At 37.3% G+C, this 18992-nt stretch carries 18 protein-coding genes; 11 read left to right on the top strand and 7 right to left on the bottom strand.

Features of this window, described 5'->3' with window-relative positions; translation table 11 throughout:
- The 3 genes from ABXH34_RS10945 to ABXH34_RS10935 form a co-directional block, all read left to right on the top strand.
- A partial coding sequence (locus ABXH34_RS10945; protein WP_353571921.1) for a WbqC family protein occupies positions 1-508 on the top strand: 508 nt, incomplete at its 5' end.
- Between the two features lie 113 nt (positions 509-621).
- A complete protein-coding gene (locus ABXH34_RS10940; RefSeq protein ID WP_353571920.1) occupies positions 622-1275 on the top strand; it encodes an acetyltransferase in 654 nt (217 codons plus the stop codon).
- Between the two features lie 3 nt (positions 1276-1278).
- Complete coding sequence (locus ABXH34_RS10935; protein WP_353571919.1) at positions 1279-3246, top strand: tetratricopeptide repeat protein; 1968 nt, start codon at positions 1279-1281, stop codon at positions 3244-3246.
- Positions 3247-3254: 8 nt separating this feature from the next.
- Here the strand turns inward: ABXH34_RS10935 and wrbA are convergent, their stop codons facing one another.
- Positions 3255-3845 (bottom strand): NAD(P)H:quinone oxidoreductase, encoded by a 591-nt coding sequence (wrbA, locus tag ABXH34_RS10930; RefSeq protein WP_353571922.1) that lies wholly within the window; start codon positions 3843-3845, stop codon positions 3255-3257.
- A gap of 230 nt (positions 3846-4075) precedes the next feature.
- Between wrbA and ABXH34_RS10925 the strand changes: the two genes are divergently transcribed.
- The 6 genes from ABXH34_RS10925 (at position 4076) to ABXH34_RS10900 (ending at position 9661) form a co-directional block, all read left to right on the top strand.
- Positions 4076-4840, top strand: a complete 765-nt coding sequence (locus tag ABXH34_RS10925; RefSeq protein WP_353571918.1) for a DUF3050 domain-containing protein — start codon at positions 4076-4078, stop codon at positions 4838-4840.
- A gap of 90 nt (positions 4841-4930) precedes the next feature.
- Positions 4931-5386: a cytochrome c-type biogenesis protein gene (locus ABXH34_RS10920; RefSeq protein ID WP_353571917.1), complete on the top strand. Its 456-nt coding sequence runs from the start codon at positions 4931-4933 to the stop codon at positions 5384-5386.
- Positions 5387-5398: 12 nt separating this feature from the next.
- Positions 5399-6685: a c-type cytochrome biogenesis protein CcmI gene (gene ccmI / locus ABXH34_RS10915; protein ID WP_353571916.1), complete on the top strand. Its 1287-nt coding sequence runs from the start codon at positions 5399-5401 to the stop codon at positions 6683-6685.
- Between the two features lie 126 nt (positions 6686-6811).
- Positions 6812-7540, top strand: a complete 729-nt coding sequence (locus ABXH34_RS10910) for a 16S rRNA (uracil(1498)-N(3))-methyltransferase (protein WP_353571915.1) — start codon at positions 6812-6814, stop codon at positions 7538-7540.
- Positions 7541-7694: 154 nt separating this feature from the next.
- Positions 7695-9296, top strand: coding sequence for a glycosyltransferase family protein (locus ABXH34_RS10905; RefSeq protein ID WP_353571914.1), 1602 nt, complete (start codon positions 7695-7697; stop codon positions 9294-9296).
- Between the two features lie 158 nt (positions 9297-9454).
- Complete coding sequence (locus ABXH34_RS10900; protein WP_353571913.1) at positions 9455-9661, top strand: cold-shock protein; 207 nt, start codon at positions 9455-9457, stop codon at positions 9659-9661.
- 76 nt (positions 9662-9737) lie between these two features.
- Here the strand turns inward: ABXH34_RS10900 and ABXH34_RS10895 are convergent, their stop codons facing one another.
- From ABXH34_RS10895 to ABXH34_RS10880, 4 genes are all read right to left on the bottom strand, one after another.
- On the bottom strand, positions 9738-10211 hold the full coding sequence (locus ABXH34_RS10895) for a type II secretion system protein M (RefSeq protein ID WP_353571912.1): 474 nt from the start codon (positions 10209-10211) through the stop codon (positions 9738-9740).
- A 98-nt stretch (positions 10212-10309) separates the two neighbouring features.
- On the bottom strand, positions 10310-11674 hold the full coding sequence (gene glmU / locus ABXH34_RS10890; RefSeq protein ID WP_353571911.1) for a bifunctional UDP-N-acetylglucosamine diphosphorylase/glucosamine-1-phosphate N-acetyltransferase GlmU: 1365 nt from the start codon (positions 11672-11674) through the stop codon (positions 10310-10312).
- Positions 11675-12005: 331 nt separating this feature from the next.
- Complete coding sequence (locus tag ABXH34_RS10885) at positions 12006-12821, bottom strand: class I SAM-dependent methyltransferase (protein ID WP_353571910.1); 816 nt, start codon at positions 12819-12821, stop codon at positions 12006-12008.
- On the bottom strand, positions 12781-13218 hold the full coding sequence (locus ABXH34_RS10880) for an outer membrane lipoprotein (RefSeq protein ID WP_353571909.1): 438 nt from the start codon (positions 13216-13218) through the stop codon (positions 12781-12783). Before ABXH34_RS10880 ends, ABXH34_RS10885 begins: the two co-directional genes overlap by 41 nt.
- 205 nt (positions 13219-13423) lie before the next feature.
- Between ABXH34_RS10880 and ABXH34_RS10875 the strand changes: the two genes are divergently transcribed.
- Complete coding sequence (locus ABXH34_RS10875) at positions 13424-15082, top strand: choice-of-anchor Q domain-containing protein (RefSeq protein ID WP_353571908.1); 1659 nt, start codon at positions 13424-13426, stop codon at positions 15080-15082.
- 119 nt (positions 15083-15201) lie between these two features.
- On the opposite strand, the gene lgt is transcribed toward ABXH34_RS10875, so the two are convergent.
- On the bottom strand, positions 15202-15993 hold the full coding sequence (gene lgt / locus ABXH34_RS10870; RefSeq protein WP_353571907.1) for a prolipoprotein diacylglyceryl transferase: 792 nt from the start codon (positions 15991-15993) through the stop codon (positions 15202-15204).
- Positions 15994-16414: 421 nt separating this feature from the next.
- On the opposite strand from lgt, the gene ABXH34_RS10865 reads away from it, so the two are divergent.
- Positions 16415-17347, top strand: coding sequence for an exopolyphosphatase (locus tag ABXH34_RS10865; RefSeq protein WP_353571906.1), 933 nt, complete (start codon positions 16415-16417; stop codon positions 17345-17347).
- 55 nt (positions 17348-17402) lie between these two features.
- On the opposite strand, the gene ABXH34_RS10860 is transcribed toward ABXH34_RS10865, so the two are convergent.
- Complete coding sequence (locus ABXH34_RS10860; protein ID WP_353571905.1) at positions 17403-18788, bottom strand: hypothetical protein; 1386 nt, start codon at positions 18786-18788, stop codon at positions 17403-17405.
- Positions 18789-18992: the final 204 nt, after the last annotated feature.

Here is an 18992-nt window from a genome sequence, read left to right as displayed (position 1 = left end):
AAATAGAAAAATCCATGAATTAAAATTAGTTTGTGATATAAAATGGCAAACTAAGCTACTCAAAAAAATTGAGCTATCTTATAAAAAAGCCCCTCATTTTGATTTATATCCAGTATTTCAGGAAATCATCAATTATCCACAATTACAACTTAGCGATTATATTTTTTATAGTTTACAGATAATGTTAGATTATTTGGATATTCAAACCGAATTAGTTAAAAGTGCCTCAATTTATCAAAATCAAGATTTACAAGGTCAAGCTCGGATTGTTGATATTTGTCAGCAAGAACAGGCTGAAACTTATATTAATTTGATGGGAGGGCAGCTATTATATGATAAAGACACATTTGAAAATGCAGGTATCCAACTACAGTTTATTGAAACACAAGCTACTATTTATAAACAGTTTAATAATGAATTTATAAACCATTTATCGGTGATTGATCTACTGATGTTTAATTCCGTTAAACAAACCCAACATTTTCTCAAAGAATATCAACTTGTATAGTTATTTTATTTTAAGATGATATAGGACTGGTAGTCCTAGATTTTAAAACTATTTGATATTTAAAGTATTTCAGGACTGCCAGTCCCACTTAAGACAGAATTAACTATATAATTATGGCAAAAGTCATCATTTTTGGAATATTGGATACAGCACAGCTTGCCCATTATTATTTAACACATGATTCAGAACATGAGGTGATAGCATTTACAGTGTCTAAAGATTATTTACAATCGCAGACTTTTTGTAATTTGCCCGTTGTGGAATTTGAAACGGTGGAGCAACTTTATCCACCTGATGAATATCAATTTTTTGTACCAATGACAGGTTTGAAAATGAACACATTACGTGAACAAATTTATTTGGAAGTCAAAAATAAAGGTTATCAATGTATATCGTATATAAGTTCAAAAGCCACTGTATTTGCGGAAACCATTGGCGAAAATTGTTTTATTTTAGAAAACTGTGTGATTCAACCTTTTGTTAATATAGAAAATAATATCATGATTTGGGCAGACAGCTTTATTGGACACCATTCTCAAATTCAATCACATAATTTTATAGCTACCACAACTTGTGCAGGACATTCTATTATAGAATCATATTGTTATCTTGGTTTAAGGTCGGCTGTCAATAATGATTGTCGCGTTGCAGAAGGTACTTTTTTAGCTGCACACAGTTTACTAACTCAAAATTCTAAACCTTGGCATGTTTATCAAGGTTCTCCTGCTAAAATTCGTAACATTGACAGCCGCCGTTATTATCGATAATTTATGAAAAACTCTTTGACTTTAAAAAAAGCAATTGACTTAGCAATTCAAGCTTATCAAGCTCAAGAGTTTGATAAAACTCAAATAATTTGCCAACAAATCATACAGCAAGCACCTCAAATTGATATTGCTTGGTATTTGATGGGGATGGTTGCTCAACATCATCAGCAATATGAACAAGCTATTAGCCATTTCCAGAAAACCATCAAAATCCAACCTAAAGCAATAGATGCTCATCAGCAATTAGCCAATGTATTCGCCATTAAGAAACAACTCAAATCTGCACTTAAACATGCAAGAATAGCGATTGAAATGAGATTTGACAATAAAAGTGTAGAAAACCTAATTAAAGTCATTTGTCGTGAAAATATCCAAGATTGGAATCAACATAAAACACAATTACAAACTTATGGACAATTACTGGAACAAACGGGCTACTTTAAAACTTATTCTGTCCAAAAATTACAACAATTAGTTAAAACATTGCAATTATCCCAAATATCGGAAACCAAAGCTTATGTAAAAATAGCATGTTTGATTGCATTACTAGGCTTTCATAAAACATCAAGTAAAACATGGAATAAAACTTTATTTGAACAGTTGATATTGTCTTGGTTTAAAACTGCATTTGAATTGCAATATTATGATTTAGGACTGTATTTAGAAACGGTCATTGATAATTATTATGTGCGACAAATTGAAACAGAAACTCATTTTAGCGCGTGTCAGCAGCAACTTGTTCCCATTATGCGCCAAGCGGGTTTACACTTAAATAGCATGCTGCCTTTTTATTTTCCTGCTTCAATTGAGCAATCTTATAAAATTGGTTTTTTTATCCATAATGCAACGTTGTTAGCCCATATCCAAGTGTTAGTTAATATGCTAGAAGGGTTAATGGAGATGGATAAGCCTTTATTTCAACCGCATGTTTTTATTTTTAGAGGCAAAAATGTAGAGCTAGAACAACGTCTACAACGCAAATCGATTCCAATAACATACTTAAATCAACAATCATCTTCTTTTTATCAGCGTTTAGTTTTATTACGCCAACAAACACAACAACATAATATTCATGCAATGGTTTGGGTTAGCGTCGCAGCAATAATGCCATTTGCCTTTTCGATGCAAGTCGCACCTGTGCAAATTTGGTGGGCAATGAAATATCATGATATGGCACTACCTGAAATTGATGGTTATGTTACCAATAGCAGTGTCGAGCGATTTAAACAAATTGGTTCACGACTATGGCGAGCAGGCGGTGGGGCATTTTCAGCAGATGAGTTATATCAAGCTGATTTTGCAACTGAAGCCGAGCAAATTAGAGCCTCTTATTCTGCATTTGATATAATTTTAGGCAGCTTTGGACGTGAAGAAAAATTAGACAGTCCAGCATTTATTACGGCCGTCATTCAAATTTTACAAAAATATCCCAAGGCAGCTTTTTTATGGACAGGTCGCCATCAACTGCCTAGCATTCAGCAACGATTTGCTGCTGTGGCACAACAATGCTTTTTCATGGGCTGGATTGATACGCGTTTATATGCCCAAGTGATTGATGTTTTTTTAGACAGCTTTCCCTTTCCTTGTGGTGTGACCTTAATACACTCGATGGCTGCGGCTAAACCGTTTGTATGCCATGCGAGTTATGAAGCAGAAGGCACGGGCACACAAGATTTGATGCACAAATTACTGACAGGCAAAGGCTTAGCCGAGGCACAAGCACTGGCACAGGCAACCCTACAACAGGGTAAATTTTATTTTCGCGCAACCACTATTGAAGAGTATATGCAATTGGCTTCAACTTTGATTGAGGATAAAACATTGCGTGAAGCAGCAGGTCTTGCCCAGCAGGCATTTTCTTTGGCTTTTTTTCAGAATAAACAACTGTCTGCACAACGTTTTGGTCAGCATTTCATCGACATTATCAACGAATCATATTCAACAAAATATGCGATTGATACGACTCGTTAATTTCTGATTTAGGCTAATTTCAGCGCGGTTGATGCCACACGTTTACCCAATGCCCGACACAAATTGATCTCATCATCACTCAACGGATTTTGTTGTTGACTGCCCGCGACATGACTCGCGCCATAAGGCGTGCCACCCGTTTTGGTATCACCCAAACTAGGCTCAGTATAAGGCAATCCTAGCACTAACATGCCGTGATGAAACAATGGTAACATCATTGATAATAAAGTGCTTTCTTGGCCGCCATGTAAGCTAGAGGTTGAGGTAAATACCGCTGCAGGCTTACCCACTAAATCACCGCCTAACCATAAACCACTGGTTTGATCTAAAAAATATTTCATTGGAGCTGCCATATTGCCAAAATGGGTTGGGCTGCCAAGAATTAAACCTGCACACTGTTTCAAATCCTCTTGAGTCACATACGGTGCGCCTTGATCTGGAATATCAGAAGTAGTTGCTTCACAAACAGTAGAAACAGGCGGCACAGTACGCACAATCGCTTCACAACCTTGAATTTCTTCAACCCCACGGGCAATCTTTTGCGCCATTTGGGTGGTGTGTCCGTGGCGACTGTAATACAACACTAAAATATTTTGCATCATTTTTCCCTATAAAACGATTTGCTATCCGTAATTATGGTTAAACACAAGAAGGTATCAGGTGTTAAAATCAGCAGAAGTTAAACCCGCTTTTAAGCTCAATTTTATACTGTTTTGCAAGTTTGGCTACATGTTAATGTGGCATAAAAACCTTTAAATAAATGATTTAAGTGCAATATTCAACTGGAATAAAAAAGTGTGTACATCAACATCGTTTAGGAACTCAAGTAATGAGTATAGAATTTAATTCTGAAGTGATACAACCCTTACAGCAACAACTTGATAATCATCCTGTTTATGCTGCTTTACAATCCATGGATGACTTGCGTTGTTTTATGAATCATCATATTTTCTCGGTGTGGGATTTTATGTCGATGATTAAATATTTACAGCAAAAAATTGCACCCACAAACTATCCTTGGACACCGCAAGGCGATGGCAATGTACGACGTTTTATCAATGAATTGGTGATGGAAGAGGAGTCAGATCAAGCCAATCCTGTCGTTGATGGGCAACATAGTAGTCATTTTGAACTTTATTGCCGTGCGATGCAGGAAGTCGGGGCAGATGCAAATAATGCTTGGCGATTCATTCAGTTGGTCAAAAAACAGGGTGTTGACGCTGCGCTAAACGCAGATTTTGTACCTACTCCATCACGTCAGTTTACTCAAACGACCTTTTCTTTTATTGCGGCAGATAAACCACACTGTGTTGCGGCAGCCTTGGCATTAGGGCGTGAGAAAATTATTCCTGTGATGTTTCGAGCGTTTTTAGAACGGATGCAAGTCACATCTGAGCAAGCCCCAATTTTCCATTTTTATCTCAATCGGCATATTCATTTAGATCAAGATTTCCATGCGCCGCTGTCGATTCGGTTGTTGCAAGAATTATGTGAAAATGATCCTGCTAAAATGCAAGAAGCTGAACAGACCGCTTGCCAAGCTCTTGAAGCCAGAATTGTGTTTTGGGATGGGGTGATGGCGGCTTTAAAATAACTGGATGTTAGGTTCATTTTTAACTAGCGATGTGATTGTTTAAATTTCCTGTACAATAACCCATTTTGTCACTGGGACTAAAGGAAAGCTATGCGTTTACTACTGCTTTTTGTACTGTTATTTCCGAGCATTACTTATGCAATTGACCAGAATCCAATAGAGTTTGAAACCCCTGAACAACAAGAACGGTTCTGGAAAATGGCTAATGAATTACGTTGTGTTGTATGTCAAAATCAAAGCGTTGCCGACTCCAATGCAGGCATTGCCCAAGATGTACGAGATGTGGTACGCGATATGATTTTGAAAGGTAAAACCGATGATGAAATTTATACTTTTTTGGTTGAGCGTTATAGTGACTACGTTTTATATAATCCCCCGTTAAAACCCAAAACCTTCGTGCTGTGGTTAGGGCCTGTGATTCTATTGTTAATTGCGTTATTTGGCTTATTATTAGCGATTCGTCATCATGCTAAAGCCACGGCTCAGCCAGAAACGTTAACTGAAGAAGAACAACAAAAAATTCAACAAGCTTTGAACAACCAATAAAAAGGATATTGCATGTTTGCTTTTTGGTTTATTATTTTATTACTCACCGCTATCGCCTTGGTGTTTGTGATTCCCCCGTTATTGAGCCAACAAAATTACACAGAGGAAAGTCGCCAAACTTCGACCAATGTAGCCATTTATAAAGAACGGTTGCAAGAATTAGAACAAGAAAAACTATCAAATGAAGATTTTCAGCAGCGCAAACAAGAATTAGAAAAAAGCCTTGCGCAAGAATTGGATTCACAGCAAATTACCTATCATTCACAAGCCCGCTGGGTAAGTGCTGCCATTGTTGGAATTGTTGTGCCTGCGATTGCTTTGGGTTTATATGCTAATTTCGGACGTTACGAATTATTGCGGCCTGCTGAAGCGAAACAAGCCACAGCCGAGAAACACGGTCAACAGCCTTCTGATTTTGAAGAAATGGTGGAGGGTTTGGCCAAACGTTTAGAACAACAGCCCGATGATGTAAAAGGCCATTATATGTTGGCGCGTTCGTATGTTATGTTAAAACGTTACCCTGAAGCGATTGAAACTTATACTAAATTGGTCACATTGACAGAAGGTAAAGACCCTAATATTTTAGTTGATTATGCGGAAGCTGCTGCAATCGTCAATGATAATAAGCTGATGGGTTTACCAAGCATGCTATTAAACAATGCGCTAGAAATTGATCCTAAACATGTCAGTGCTTTGTGGTTGGCAGGTTTTTCGGCACGGGAACAAAATCAATTACAACAAGCACTTGATTATTGGGAACGTTTACTACCTTTATTACCAGAAGGTGAGACTAAAGCAATTACCAGTTTAACCCAGAATATCAATCAAGTTAGACAAGTCTTGGGACAACCTCTAATCGAAGTAGCAGAAGTAGCAACGGTCACAGAGCCTGCAACTCCGCCCAGTGCTAGCGAAAATAGTGCAGCGAATACGACGACTGATACTACTGCCGCAACAACAGGTAATATCCAAGTCAGTGTGCGTTTAGACCCTAGCTTGCAAGATAAAGTGCAAGCAGGTGATACCTTGTTTATTTATGCACGTGCAACAAAAGGTTCTCCAATGCCATTGGCTATTGTGCGTTTATCAGCTAGTGAATTACCAACCCAAGCCACATTAGATGACAGCCAATCGATGATGCCAAGTATGAAAATCTCTAATTTTGAAGCGGTTACAGTGATGGCTCGAGTTTCAAAATCAGGTGGCGCGATGGAGCAATCGGGTGATTTAAAAGGGACTGTGACTCCTGTTACATTAGGTCAAACGGTTGAAGTTGTTATTAATCAAGTTGTGCCATAACTTCAGCAACTTCAGTGTATTAGGACTGCCTTTCTGTTGAAAGCGGGTAGTCCTGAATTTTGACTAAAAAAACCTTAGTTTCCTAAAGATTAACAACCCTACACTCCTATTTTGATTTTTTCAATTATGCGCTTAACCCGTTTATATACTCCCATTAACCTTGAAGTGGGCACACAGATTCCTTTAAATTCAGAAAGTAGTCATTATTTGCTAAACGTTTTGCGTTTGCGAGTAGATACACCTTTAATCTTATTCAACGGCCAAGGTGGTGAATATAGTGCAACCTTGATTGAGATTCAGAAAAAATGCGCTATTGTCAAAATAGACCAATTCAATGATATTTCACGCGAATCACCTCTCAACCTACATTTAATCCAAGCAGTATCCAAACCCGAGCACATGGATTATGCGATTCAAAAAGCGGTTGAACTAGGTATCAATGCGATTACGCCATTGTTGACCAAACGCAGTCCTCCACTTGCAAAAAATCGATTTGAGAAACGAGAACAACATTGGCAAAAAATCATTCAAAATGCGGCTGAACAATGTGGGCGTACCGTCTTACCACAATTAGATCACATTACTTTGTTTAATCATTGGATTGATGCGAACGCGGCGCAAAATAGCGTGTATTTCATGCCTAATACTGTACAAAGTTTGGCTCAATCAGTTATTCCTGAACAACCTATACAATTGATTATTGGGGCAGAAGGTGGGTTTAGTGATGAAGAAGTCCAGTTATTAAATCAAAAGGGGCATCAAGCGGCTCATTTGGGTGCTCGAATTTTACGTACCGAGACCGCAGCAATTACTGTTTTAAGCTTATGTCAGGGCTTATGGGGCGATTTGGTTTAATTTAAACAATTTATGCTAGTCCTGTGAAAGCTAGTGTTAACTGAATATCAAGTAGCTACTCGCAAAACACGTTTGGCACTCCTGCACTACGATTTACACTGCTACCCAATTTATAATATAGGTCCCTCCATTGGTTAATTTATCAATCAAAACTATGAAACAAAATACAATACTGACAATACTCGTATGGCTCATTATTGCTCTGGGCATAGGATTGCGCTTAGATCAATATTTTTTCAATCGAGCATTATGGCTAGATGAAGCCTTTTTTGCGGTCAATTTTCTGCATCGTGACTTTTGGACAGTGTTACAACTGCCTCTTGATTACAGCCATAGCCATATCGCACCACCTGCTTTTATGTTGATAACTCAGCTATCTATAGAGTTGTTTGGTAATTTTGATTACATTTTGCGGTTGTATCCTCTTATCTGCGGCCTACTTTCAGTCATCGCATTTTACTTTTTAGCTCGTATTACCGTTTCCCCAATTGCTGTACCGATTGCAGTGTTTTTATTCGCTATTTCAGATGCGCTAATTCTTTATAGTTCTGATTTCAAACAATATTCAAGTGATGTATTTATTACTATTGGTTTGTTATGGTTGGCTGTGAGTTGGCAGCAATTAGATTTGACCAAAGGACGTGTCATCCTACTTGCAATACTTGGGGTGGTCATTGTTTGGTTCTCACATCCTGCTACATTTATTCTTGCCTCAATGGGTAGCTATTGGGGATTACAGCTACTTTATCAGAAACAATGGCGGCAACTGGCTATTTTGGCTTTAATTGGTATCGCATGGCTCATCAGCATTGTCACTATGTATAAGTTTGTTAGTAATGGTGGGGTTGGATCATCACCCATTGGTGAATGGTTATTGATATTCTGGGATCAGATATTACATGCTTTTATGCCTAACCCATTAACAGAAGCGGGACAACAATGGTTATTTGATAGATTTACAAGTATATTTAATTATCCCGCAAATTTAGGTCAAATCACCACTACGGCTTACATCCCAGCAATCTTGTTTTTATTTGGCTGCTTTACGCTAATGGTTAAAAAACAGCAGTTGCTTTATTTATCTGTTGTACCGATTGCGCTGACTTTAATCCTCTCTTATCTAAAAGCCTATCCATTTGCAGATCGACTAATATTATTTCTACTACCTATTTTTTATCTTGTCATTGCTGAAGCAATTGCCCAAATTCAATTGACTATCGCTGATTATCCACAGCAAACTCATAAATGGAGTACTTATGTGTTACAAGCTAGCTTAGTTACACTGTTAGTATATCCGTTAGGGGATATTTCAAAACATAGGCAAATACAAGAAATTAAACCGTTAATGAACTATCTCCAAGCTCATGGGCAACAAGATAAGCTATACTTATATCATTGGGCAGAACCTGCATTTCGCTATTATGCACCGCAATATGGATTTGATTATACTTCTTGTCATTTAATTTCTCCGATTCCAGCTAAAGATTTTATTAAAGAAATTGATTATTATCGCCAAAAATTAGCGATGAAACCTGTTAATATAAGTGAAACCAAATGTATTTTAGGTGCAGGGGAATTATTCCAACAATCTTTACCTGATTTAGAGAAATTACAGGGTCAAGGGCGGGTCTGGTTTTTATTTACTCACCATTCTTGGCAGGAAACAGATTTGTTCTTAAGCCATTTAGATGGAATAGGGTTACGTTTAGACAGTCAACATCAACCTGCCGTTGACTTGTACTTATATGAATTGTAAGCTTTAATTCTTTAGGTAGATATTAAAATAGCGATTTTATTAAAAACAAGCTGGCCGCTCTCAAAGAAGTATTATATAATCCTAACACTTATCATGGGTGGTTTTGCTATATCCTGTTTCTTTTAGTTATTAGTTATTAGTTTTTTGAGGTTATTTTTATGCAAGTTGGTACCGTTAAATTATTCGACGAGAAAAAAGGCTTTGGTTTCATTACTCCTGACGCAGGCGGCAAAGATGTATTCGTACACCACTCTGCAATTAAAGGTAGTGGTTTCAAAGTATTAAAACAAGGTCAAAAAGTGGAATTTGAATTCACTGAAACACCTAAAGGTCTTCAAGCTACAGCTGTTGAAGCAATTCAATAAGTTGTAAAGAGACTTAAGCTCAAACCTGACAGGTTTGATATTTGATAATCTGTCAGATTTAAAGCTTTGTTTGCCTTCAAACTTCAGACACATATAAAGTCATTCGTATTTTTACGTGGTCTGGTTGTTTGAGAGGCTCAACATTCGTCAACAGTACTTTCACTCCATATTGATTTTCCAAATCTGCTAGCCATTTCACCAAATCGGTAAATGCGACTCTATCAAAGTTAACTCTTACCTCTGTTTCTTTCCGTGGTTCAATACGCTTATTCAATTTTTGCAAGTTAGTTTTCTGCAAGCTTTCATCAATGAGACTAAATAAAGACTGGGTTAATACAGGGCGTGAAGAACTATTGGGTTGAGTTCTCAGTTGTTGGATTTCTTGTGATGCAGTTTGCATCCAGCTTAAGGTTTTTTGTTGGGATTGGGTAATATTGATTAATTGCTGCCGTTTTAATAATAACGGGTCTAGGACGAAAAAATAGCCTAGCAATAAGCTTAAACTGATACCACCAGCGATTAAGACGACACGTTCTCTTGGTTCTAACATGAATAGGTTTCGATATGTGTTTAGGAATGACAATCCTTGTTAATGCCTGCAAATAAAATTAAAAAACAGGACTGTCAATCTTTGAGGATATAATAAAGTTATGATTTTTTCTGCGGCCGCTGCCAACTGGGATTAGATGCTTGCGGACTCCGGCTTAAGGTTAAGCCACTATCAGGTGTATCCTTAGTGATGGTTGAACCCGCTCCAATGGTTACATTGCCACCCACGCAAACAGGGGCGACTAACTGTGTACCAGAGCCAATAAAGGCATTATCGCCAATCGTAGTTTTCGATTTATTCACTCCATCATAATTACAGGTAATCGTGCCCGCTCCAATATTCACATCGCTACCGATTTCAGCATCACCAATATAACTTAAGTGATTAATTTTTGAACCCGATGCCACCGTGGTTTTCTTAATTTCAACAAAATTACCGACATGAACATTATCTGCTAGCTTTGCATCAGGACGTAAACGCGCATACGGGCCTACTCGACAACCCATACCTACTTGCGCATTTTCAATTAAGCTATTAGGCAGAATTTCGCAATCATCGCCAATGGTACTATTTTTAATAATGGTGTTTGCACCAATCGTGACCCGATGGCCTAATGTCACATCGCCTTCTAAAATCACGTTAACATCAATACTGACATCAAAACCCGTTTTGACTGTCCCTCGAATATCTAAGCGCACAGGGTCTTTCAAAGTCACACCTGACTGCATTAATTGAATCGCTTGTTTTTTCTGATAATAGCGTTCTAATTCAGAAAGTTGCATTCTGTCATTAATGCCTTGTACTTCATAATGAAAATTAGGCTGATGAGTAAAAATATTAATCCCTGCTTGAGCCGCCATTTCAATAACATCAGTTAAATAGTATTCACCTTGTGCATTTGAAGTATTAAGTGCATTCAACCATTTACGTAAATAATATGCGGGTACGGCTAAAATACCTGTATTGACTTCGGTAATTTGGCGAATATTATTATCTGCATCTTTTTCTTCAATAATTTGTGTCACCTGATTAGCTGCGTTACGCATAATCCGACCATATCCTTTTGGGTTATCCAATGACGCAGTTAAAAGTCGTAAGGTTTGTTCACGTTCAGGATGACATAGTGCTTGCAAAGTTTCCGTTTGGATTAAGGGCACATCGCCATATAACACGAGAATTAATGTATCGTCATCAATTGACGGCATAGCTTGAGCAACTGCATGGCCTGTCCCCAATTGCTGCTTTTGTTCAACCCAATGCACAGGACAATGTTGTAAATGCTCACGAACGTGATTACCACCATGTCCATAAATGACATAAATATCATTAGGTTTAAGGGTCATCGCCGTATCAATGACGTGTTGAAGTAAGGGTTTGTCAGCAAGCGGATGTAGCACTTTAGGTAAATCTGAGTGCATACGTTTACCTTGTCCAGCTGCAAGAATAACAATGGCAAGTTTCAAAATATAAGCTCTTTCCAGTCAAAATTTATTGAACAAATTGTAATGGAGTTATATTACAGACGCAATAAATTGCATATTTTCCCATTCAGGACTATAGTCATTTTATTTTAAAGTGATCCAGGATTGGCAGTCTTCAATTTCAAAACTGATTGATATTTAAAGCATAAAAGGACTAGCAGCCCTAACACATAAGCCAGCATTGACTATAGTCCTTAAAGTGTTGGCAGTCCTAATATATAAAAAGGAATTGACTAAAAACTTGAGCTTACACCTGCTTGCTGAAAGTCTGTATATAATTTATGGTTCAATAACCAACTTGTATTTCAGCTTTTCAAATATCGATACCTAAATAGATATCATAACGGGTATTTTTACTTTGAATATCAGTGTGTGGCTTAATATTACTTCCAGCCATTGATAAAACAGGCGCGCCTTTTGGCCTCTTAACCACCACTCGTTGCTTAGCGCATTGTAATGCCACTGCCAGTAATTCTAAGCTATCATCATCATCACCCACCACTTGCCGAATAAAGCGCATTTCTTTCTTAACTAAAGCTGACTTTTGCCGATGCGGATACATTGGGTCTAAATAAACCACATCAGGGTAATGCTCTGAATCCAAACTCTGTAAATAAGTTTGTGCTGTTTGATGAACTAATTGCATATTGTTCCAAATATCAGCTAATTCAGCTTGTTGCCCCAATCGTTGCAAACCATCAGTTAATAATGCTGCCAAAATAGGGGAACGTTCCAACATCGTAACTTGACAGCCCAAAACCGCTAAAATAAATGAATCACGACCTAAACCCGCCGTGGCATCCAATACTTTTAAATGCTTATGTTTTTTCAAACCAATGGCACGTGGCAAAGGTTGATTGCGCCCACAACTATGTTCACGACGATAACCCAATTGGCCTTGTACAAAATCAACATAAACCCCTTGGGTTTTCTCAGTTGTAGAATGCAACGCCAAATATTGCTCATTCAATTCAAGATAAAGCTGATTTGAATCGCTGGGGAATGTAGTGATAAGAGGGAAATTGAATTGTGTAGCCAAACGTTCTGCTTCGGTGTGCAAAGCCGTTTGGCTGTAATAAAACGGAATATTATTCACTACCCGCCCGATACACGCGACTTTCACGAGCACTGTGTAACACTCGCACACGGTCATTAACTAAAAATTCATCTTTATGCTCAAATGCTTGTACTAACGCAATGATTTTGCCGCTGTCTAATTCAATGGTTAACTCAACGCCATCCTGACGTGTTGTACCTTCTTCAACCGCAGAACCTGCAATGCCACCAATAATTGCACCCACAGTCGCTGCAATCGCACTGCCACGACCACCGCCAATGGTACTACCCGCAATACCACCAATCACACCACCACCAATTGTACCGACACCACTTTTTGTGCCTTCAATTTTAACGGTGCGTATATCAATCACTTTGCCCATTTCTACGGTTTGGACTCGTTGTGATTGGTCACGGCTATAAACATTGCCTTCTTTGCTGGTTGCACACCCAATCAAAGATAATAACATTATTCCAATTATGGTTAATTTGCTGATATTCATGAATTTGATCTCGACATAAACGGGTTAAAATGGATTATAGAAGCTCTATTAAATTTTATCCACAGCAGCTTATATGCCTATTTAGACCGATTTTAAATTTTAAGCTTGAGAATTGTCTAATTGCCTGCTATTAAACTGGGTAACTTTAAAACTTTTATTTAGGAGTCGTCGGATGAAAAATATCCTGCTCTTTACATTACTGAGTTTCTGGGTAATCAATATTCAAGCTGCAACAATTCATGTGACAATGACGGATGACGTGGTTGTACAAGATGGCAAATGTAGCTTGAGAGAAGCGGTGCAAGCTGCCAATCAAAATAAAGCCATTGATACATGTCGTAAGGGCAGCAGTGCTTATACCGATGTAATTCAATTAGGCGCGAAAACGTATTTATTGAATTTCAATTTACTTGATGTCACTGAAGATGTGATTGTTGCAGGTAAAGGAATGACTCAAACCGAAATCAATGGCCAAAATCGTACACGCTTATTTTTTGTACAGTCTGATGCTTATTTACAATTACAAGATTTAACTTTAACTCAAGGTAAAACAACCAATTTTGGTGGCGCAATCACTAACGCAGGTGGCGTTGTAACGCTTTATCATTGTTTAGTAAAACAAAACTTAGCTACGGGATCATCCAGTGCTGGCGGTGCTATTTTCAATTATGGTGGTACGCTGAATCTACATTATGTGCAATTTGTTGAGAATATTGCTGAACGTGGCTATGGCGGCGGTGCTATTTTCAATTATCAAGGCCGTTTGAATGTAGAAAACAGTCAGTTTTTAGATAATCAAGCCAATAATGGTTTTGGTGGTGCAGGGATTTATAATAGTGAAGGCATTGCCAATGTGATGAACAGTAGCTTTTCTGGCAATCAAGCCAATTTTGGTGGCGGTATCTTTAACCGAGATGGTGCAGCAAATTTAGCCAATGTTACATTTTCGGGTAATCATGCTACTTTTGGGGGGGCAGTTAATACTTTTGAAGGATTTACCTATCTTTCTCATGCTACGATTGTGAACAATACCGCAAATTATGGCGCGGGGATTGATAATGACGGACAATTGTTTTTAGCCGCTTCAATTGTGTTTAATAATCAATCTAAAGTCGGCGCAGCGGGATGTAATAATGGAAGCAATAGCCAAATTATAACAGGGGCTTATAATGCTTTTGCAGTTGACAATGGATGTGGCACACAGATAACTGATATTGAACTTGTTGATATTTCCAATCAGTTGGATATGGTTTTAAGTTTAAATCAAGCTGCTCCAAAAACACCATTAACTCATGCCTTGCTTGAAAATAGTATCTTAATTGATGCGATTCCCGCCCAAGATTGCCGTTATATGAGTCAAGTACATGGCTACAATCCTTTATTTACTCATAAAGATCGTGTCTTAGCAGATCAACGTAATGCAACCCGTGATTATCAACAAGCGTGTGATATTGGCGCATATGAATTCGCCGCAGTGCCACCAAGCAAATTGACAAATGCACCAAGTTTGCCGTCAACTTATTACTTAACGGTGCAAATCAAAGGCGAAGGGCAAGTGAATAGTTATCCTATAGGGATGAATTGTGGTTCAAATCAAACATGTCGTGTAGAGTTTTATACTGGAACAGATTTAACTTTGACTGCCGAGCCTGCGGAAAATATGAAGCTCACTGAATGGGAAGGAGATTGTATCGTTGAAACAGAAAATACTAAACGTTTAACTCGCTCACTCATCATTACACCACCTGAACCTGTTGAACCACCCGTTAATCAAACAGTACGCTTGAGTTTAGATGAAAATAAACAATGTACGGCGGTGTTTAGTCAATAATATGAGTTGTATGGAATAAATAATTTACAACTTGAACCCCAAGGCTAGAATCTTAAATATTAAGCTTTTAGTCTTTTAGTCTTGGAATCCATTTATCTAAGGTGCTTTTTTAGGCGGAATTAAACTTTATTTTCAGTATTTCGATAAGCGAGCAGTATTAAGATAGTACCAAATATTATCATAGGGATGCTTAAGATTTGTCCCATTGTTAACCAATCAAATGCGATAAAACCTAAGTGCGCATCAGGTTCGCGGAACAATTCTGCAATCGAGCGAAACACAGCATAACCAATTAAAAATACACCCGATACAGCCATAGTAGGACGCGGCTTACGCGAATAAATCCATAAAATAATAAATAATAGAAGGCCTTCTAATAGTGCTTGATAGAGTTGTGAGGGATGGCGAGGCAATCCTCCTGCAAGTGGGAAAACCATTGCCCAAGGCACATCAGAAACTCGTCCCCATAATTCAGCATTAATAAAATTACCAATTCGTCCTACCATCAGACCAAGTGGCACTAAAGGTGCAATAAAATCGGAAAATTGGAAAAAGGTTTTGCCTAAATAGCGTGCATATAAGCCCGTTGCGAGTAAAACCCCTAATAAACCACCGTGAAAAGACATTCCTCCTTGCCAAACTTTCAATATATCTAAAGGATTATCGATATAATGTGGTAAATTATAAAATAAAATATAGCCAAAACGGCCACCAAGCACGACACCTAAGGCTATATAAAATACTAAATCACCCATTTGTTCAGCAGTAACAGGGGAGTTGGGATTTTTGGAGCGTACAACACCTAGCCACCAACCCAGTAAAAAACCGACCAGATACATCATGCCGTACCAATGAATTTGTAAAGGGCCGATACTTAACATAACGGGATCAATTTGAGGATAAGTCAACATAATGATTAGCTTGGTGCGAATGATCCGCGTATTATGGGGAGATTGAGATAGGTTTGCAACAGCTAACAAAGCAGGCAATATTTAAATGTTTCAGGTTCTGCCCTATTGATAAAATCAGTTGTTTTTTACAATCAACATCATCAGATAACACATTAATTATTAGAGAAAAAATATGCTATTCCATACCTGAATTTTGTAAGACACTATTACGTTAGTAAATATATTTTTACAGACCCAAATCGACTTCATTTTAAGCCAATATAAGATTAGCCTTATGTATTTCAAAGTTGTATGCGATTTTTAAAAGGTTTATTATGCCACTCTATTAAAGTAAAACACATTTGGACGTGCAATACTTTGCATTTTGAGTGTCAATGTTAGTCGAGTATAATGATAGATAGTAAGTTTCTGGAGAAAGCCTATGTCACGCAAGTTCCGCCTTGTCACACGGAGTGATTTTGATGGTTTAATATGTGCGGTATTGCTAAAAATGTTGGATTTAATTGACACAATTAAATTCGTTCATCCAAAAGATATGCAAGACGGTAAGGTAGAAATTACGGATAGTGATATCACTACCAATCTGCCTTATATTGCTATTGCTCATCTTGTTTTCGATCATCACTACAGTGAGGCTTTGCGTAATCCTGGTCAACGTCCAGAAAATTATATTCTCGACCCTAATGCCCCGTCTACCGCTCGCGTCGTTTATGACTATTATGGTGGTCAGGAAACCTTTCCTAATATTAATGATGAAATGTTAGAAGCGGTGGATAAAGCAGATGCCGCACAGTTTTCGCGTGAAGAAATTTTATTTCCACAGCGTTGGGTATTGTTGAATTACATTATGGATCCAAGAAGTGGTTTGGGGCGTTTTAAGAATTTTAGAATTTCTAATTATGAATTGATGATGACCTTAATTGATTATTGTAAGGTGCATACCATTGATGAAATTTTAGAATTGCCTGATGTTAAAGAGCGTGTCACTTTGTATATGGAACATCAGCGCGAAGCAATGGCTCAAATTGAGCGTTGTGCTACGTTACGTGATAATGTGATTATTTTGGATTTACGTGAAGAAACCGATATTTTTGTAGTCAACCGTTTTATTATTTATGCGATGTATCCTGAATGTAATATTTCAGTGCATATCATGTGGGGTTTACAAAAACAAAATACGGTATTTGCAGTCGGTAAATCGATTATTGATCGTTCATCTAAAACTAATGTGGGTGCATTGATGTTGCGTTATAGTGGTGGTGGTCATGAACGTGCTGGAACGTGTCAAATTGAAAATGAGCGTTCAGAAGCAGTGATTCAAGAATTAGTCGATAAAATGATTGCTGATGGCTGAACCATTCAAGATGAGTTGAAAATATTAAACTAAGCAATCCTCAGTGAGCGGTTGTTTAGTTTTGCCATGGTATAAGCTGAAAATTCTGGAATTTTGCTTGCCAATCGATAGCGGCGTAAAGTAGATATGCTGCACAATAAAGTGTGAATAGTGAGAGTAAAGTACGTAGGCGTTGCAGGCTAAAAATGAACTGTGGCACAGACAATCCAACAATATTTTGCTCATATTTATGTTTGATGATAAGTCGATCAACGTAAAAATATAGAAACAGAGTGATAAGAGCAGCAAGTAATCGAGTGGTATGCCAAGCATAAAATTCTGTTAGAAAAAAGAAAGGAATGATTTGAGTAACTATTGCATGGTTTTGTAGTGAAAGCTCGTTATTCTGAATAAATGTTTGCCAGTGGGATTCAAAAACTAAAGGCATAGCTGTGAAAAGAATTACCACAATTAAAGCATACATAAATTGTATTTTGCTCAGTGCACTATTTTTTAATAAATCTAAAGTTAGAGCAAAATTATCTCTTAAATTTGATAGGCTTGTATTGCCAATGATGTAAACAAAGGGTAAATAAAATAAGGCTGTAGACTTAAGTGAATAGCGGTATAAGATAGGAGACACATACATCAGAAGCATTATTATTTTAATTATTACATCGACGTGAGTTTCTGAGTGTTTAAAAAACCAGTTTGTAAAACGTAATTTTTGTAGATTTTTAGTAGTATATTGATATTTCTTTAGTTCAATTCCAGGAACCAATTCAGGCAGGTGAAGGGAGTCTGAGGCAAATACAATACGATACCAGTTTTGAGGAATTGCTTTTATTGATTCTATAGGATTTGATATAAAAGAGATGATAATTGCTAAAAACTTATTTATTAGGCTGCTGATTATCATTCCGCTTATTGTCATTAATATTATGAAGATAATACTATTGAATATTCCAAGTTCCAAAGATTTTTCAACTTCATGAAAAGCTATAACTCCCAGTAAAAATAGTATAACTAAACAAGTTATTCCTATTGTTTTTATAATATTACTTTGATGCTTTACAAGGTATGTAATCGATTTGTATTCTTCATTTAACCAAGATATTAAGATATAAATTACTAATACACATGAAACAAAAAGCCAACTACCAAAAAATAGAGTAAATTTTAAAATAATGGAAATAACAAATACACTTGTTAAAACATAAATCATATAGTTTTTTTTAATTAACAAGATAAACCCCTCAAAATATTCTAGTCCCCTTACCGTAGAATCTTCTGTCCTCAGCAGTAACAACGGTGCAACAGCACTGGCAATCGCAATATACAATACAGTTTCATAATGCCAAGCAACCCATAAAGACAAAGATACTGCAACCACACTTTCAATTGCTGCCAATACAGAAAACTCATTATTTGCAGCCGACTCAACAGTACAATACCAACGCATTTAAACCACTCCTTTGGACTAATAATGATAGGTTTAAAATCTTTTTTCAGCATTTACTTCATAAACTATAGTCATTTTATTTTAAGATGATACAGGACTGGCAGTCCTAAGTTTCAAAACTATTTGATATTTAAAGAATTTCAGGACTGCCAGTCCTCGCACCTAAGATAGAATTGACTATATTAGCCCTAAAAACTATAGTGC

The sequence above is a fragment of the Candidatus Albibeggiatoa sp. nov. BB20 genome (assembly GCA_016744725.1).
In the GTDB taxonomy this organism is placed as follows: Bacteria; Pseudomonadota; Gammaproteobacteria; order Beggiatoales; family Beggiatoaceae; genus Albibeggiatoa.
Note: the sequence above shows the minus strand (reverse complement) of the source record. Positions and strands in the feature narration are given on the sequence as shown.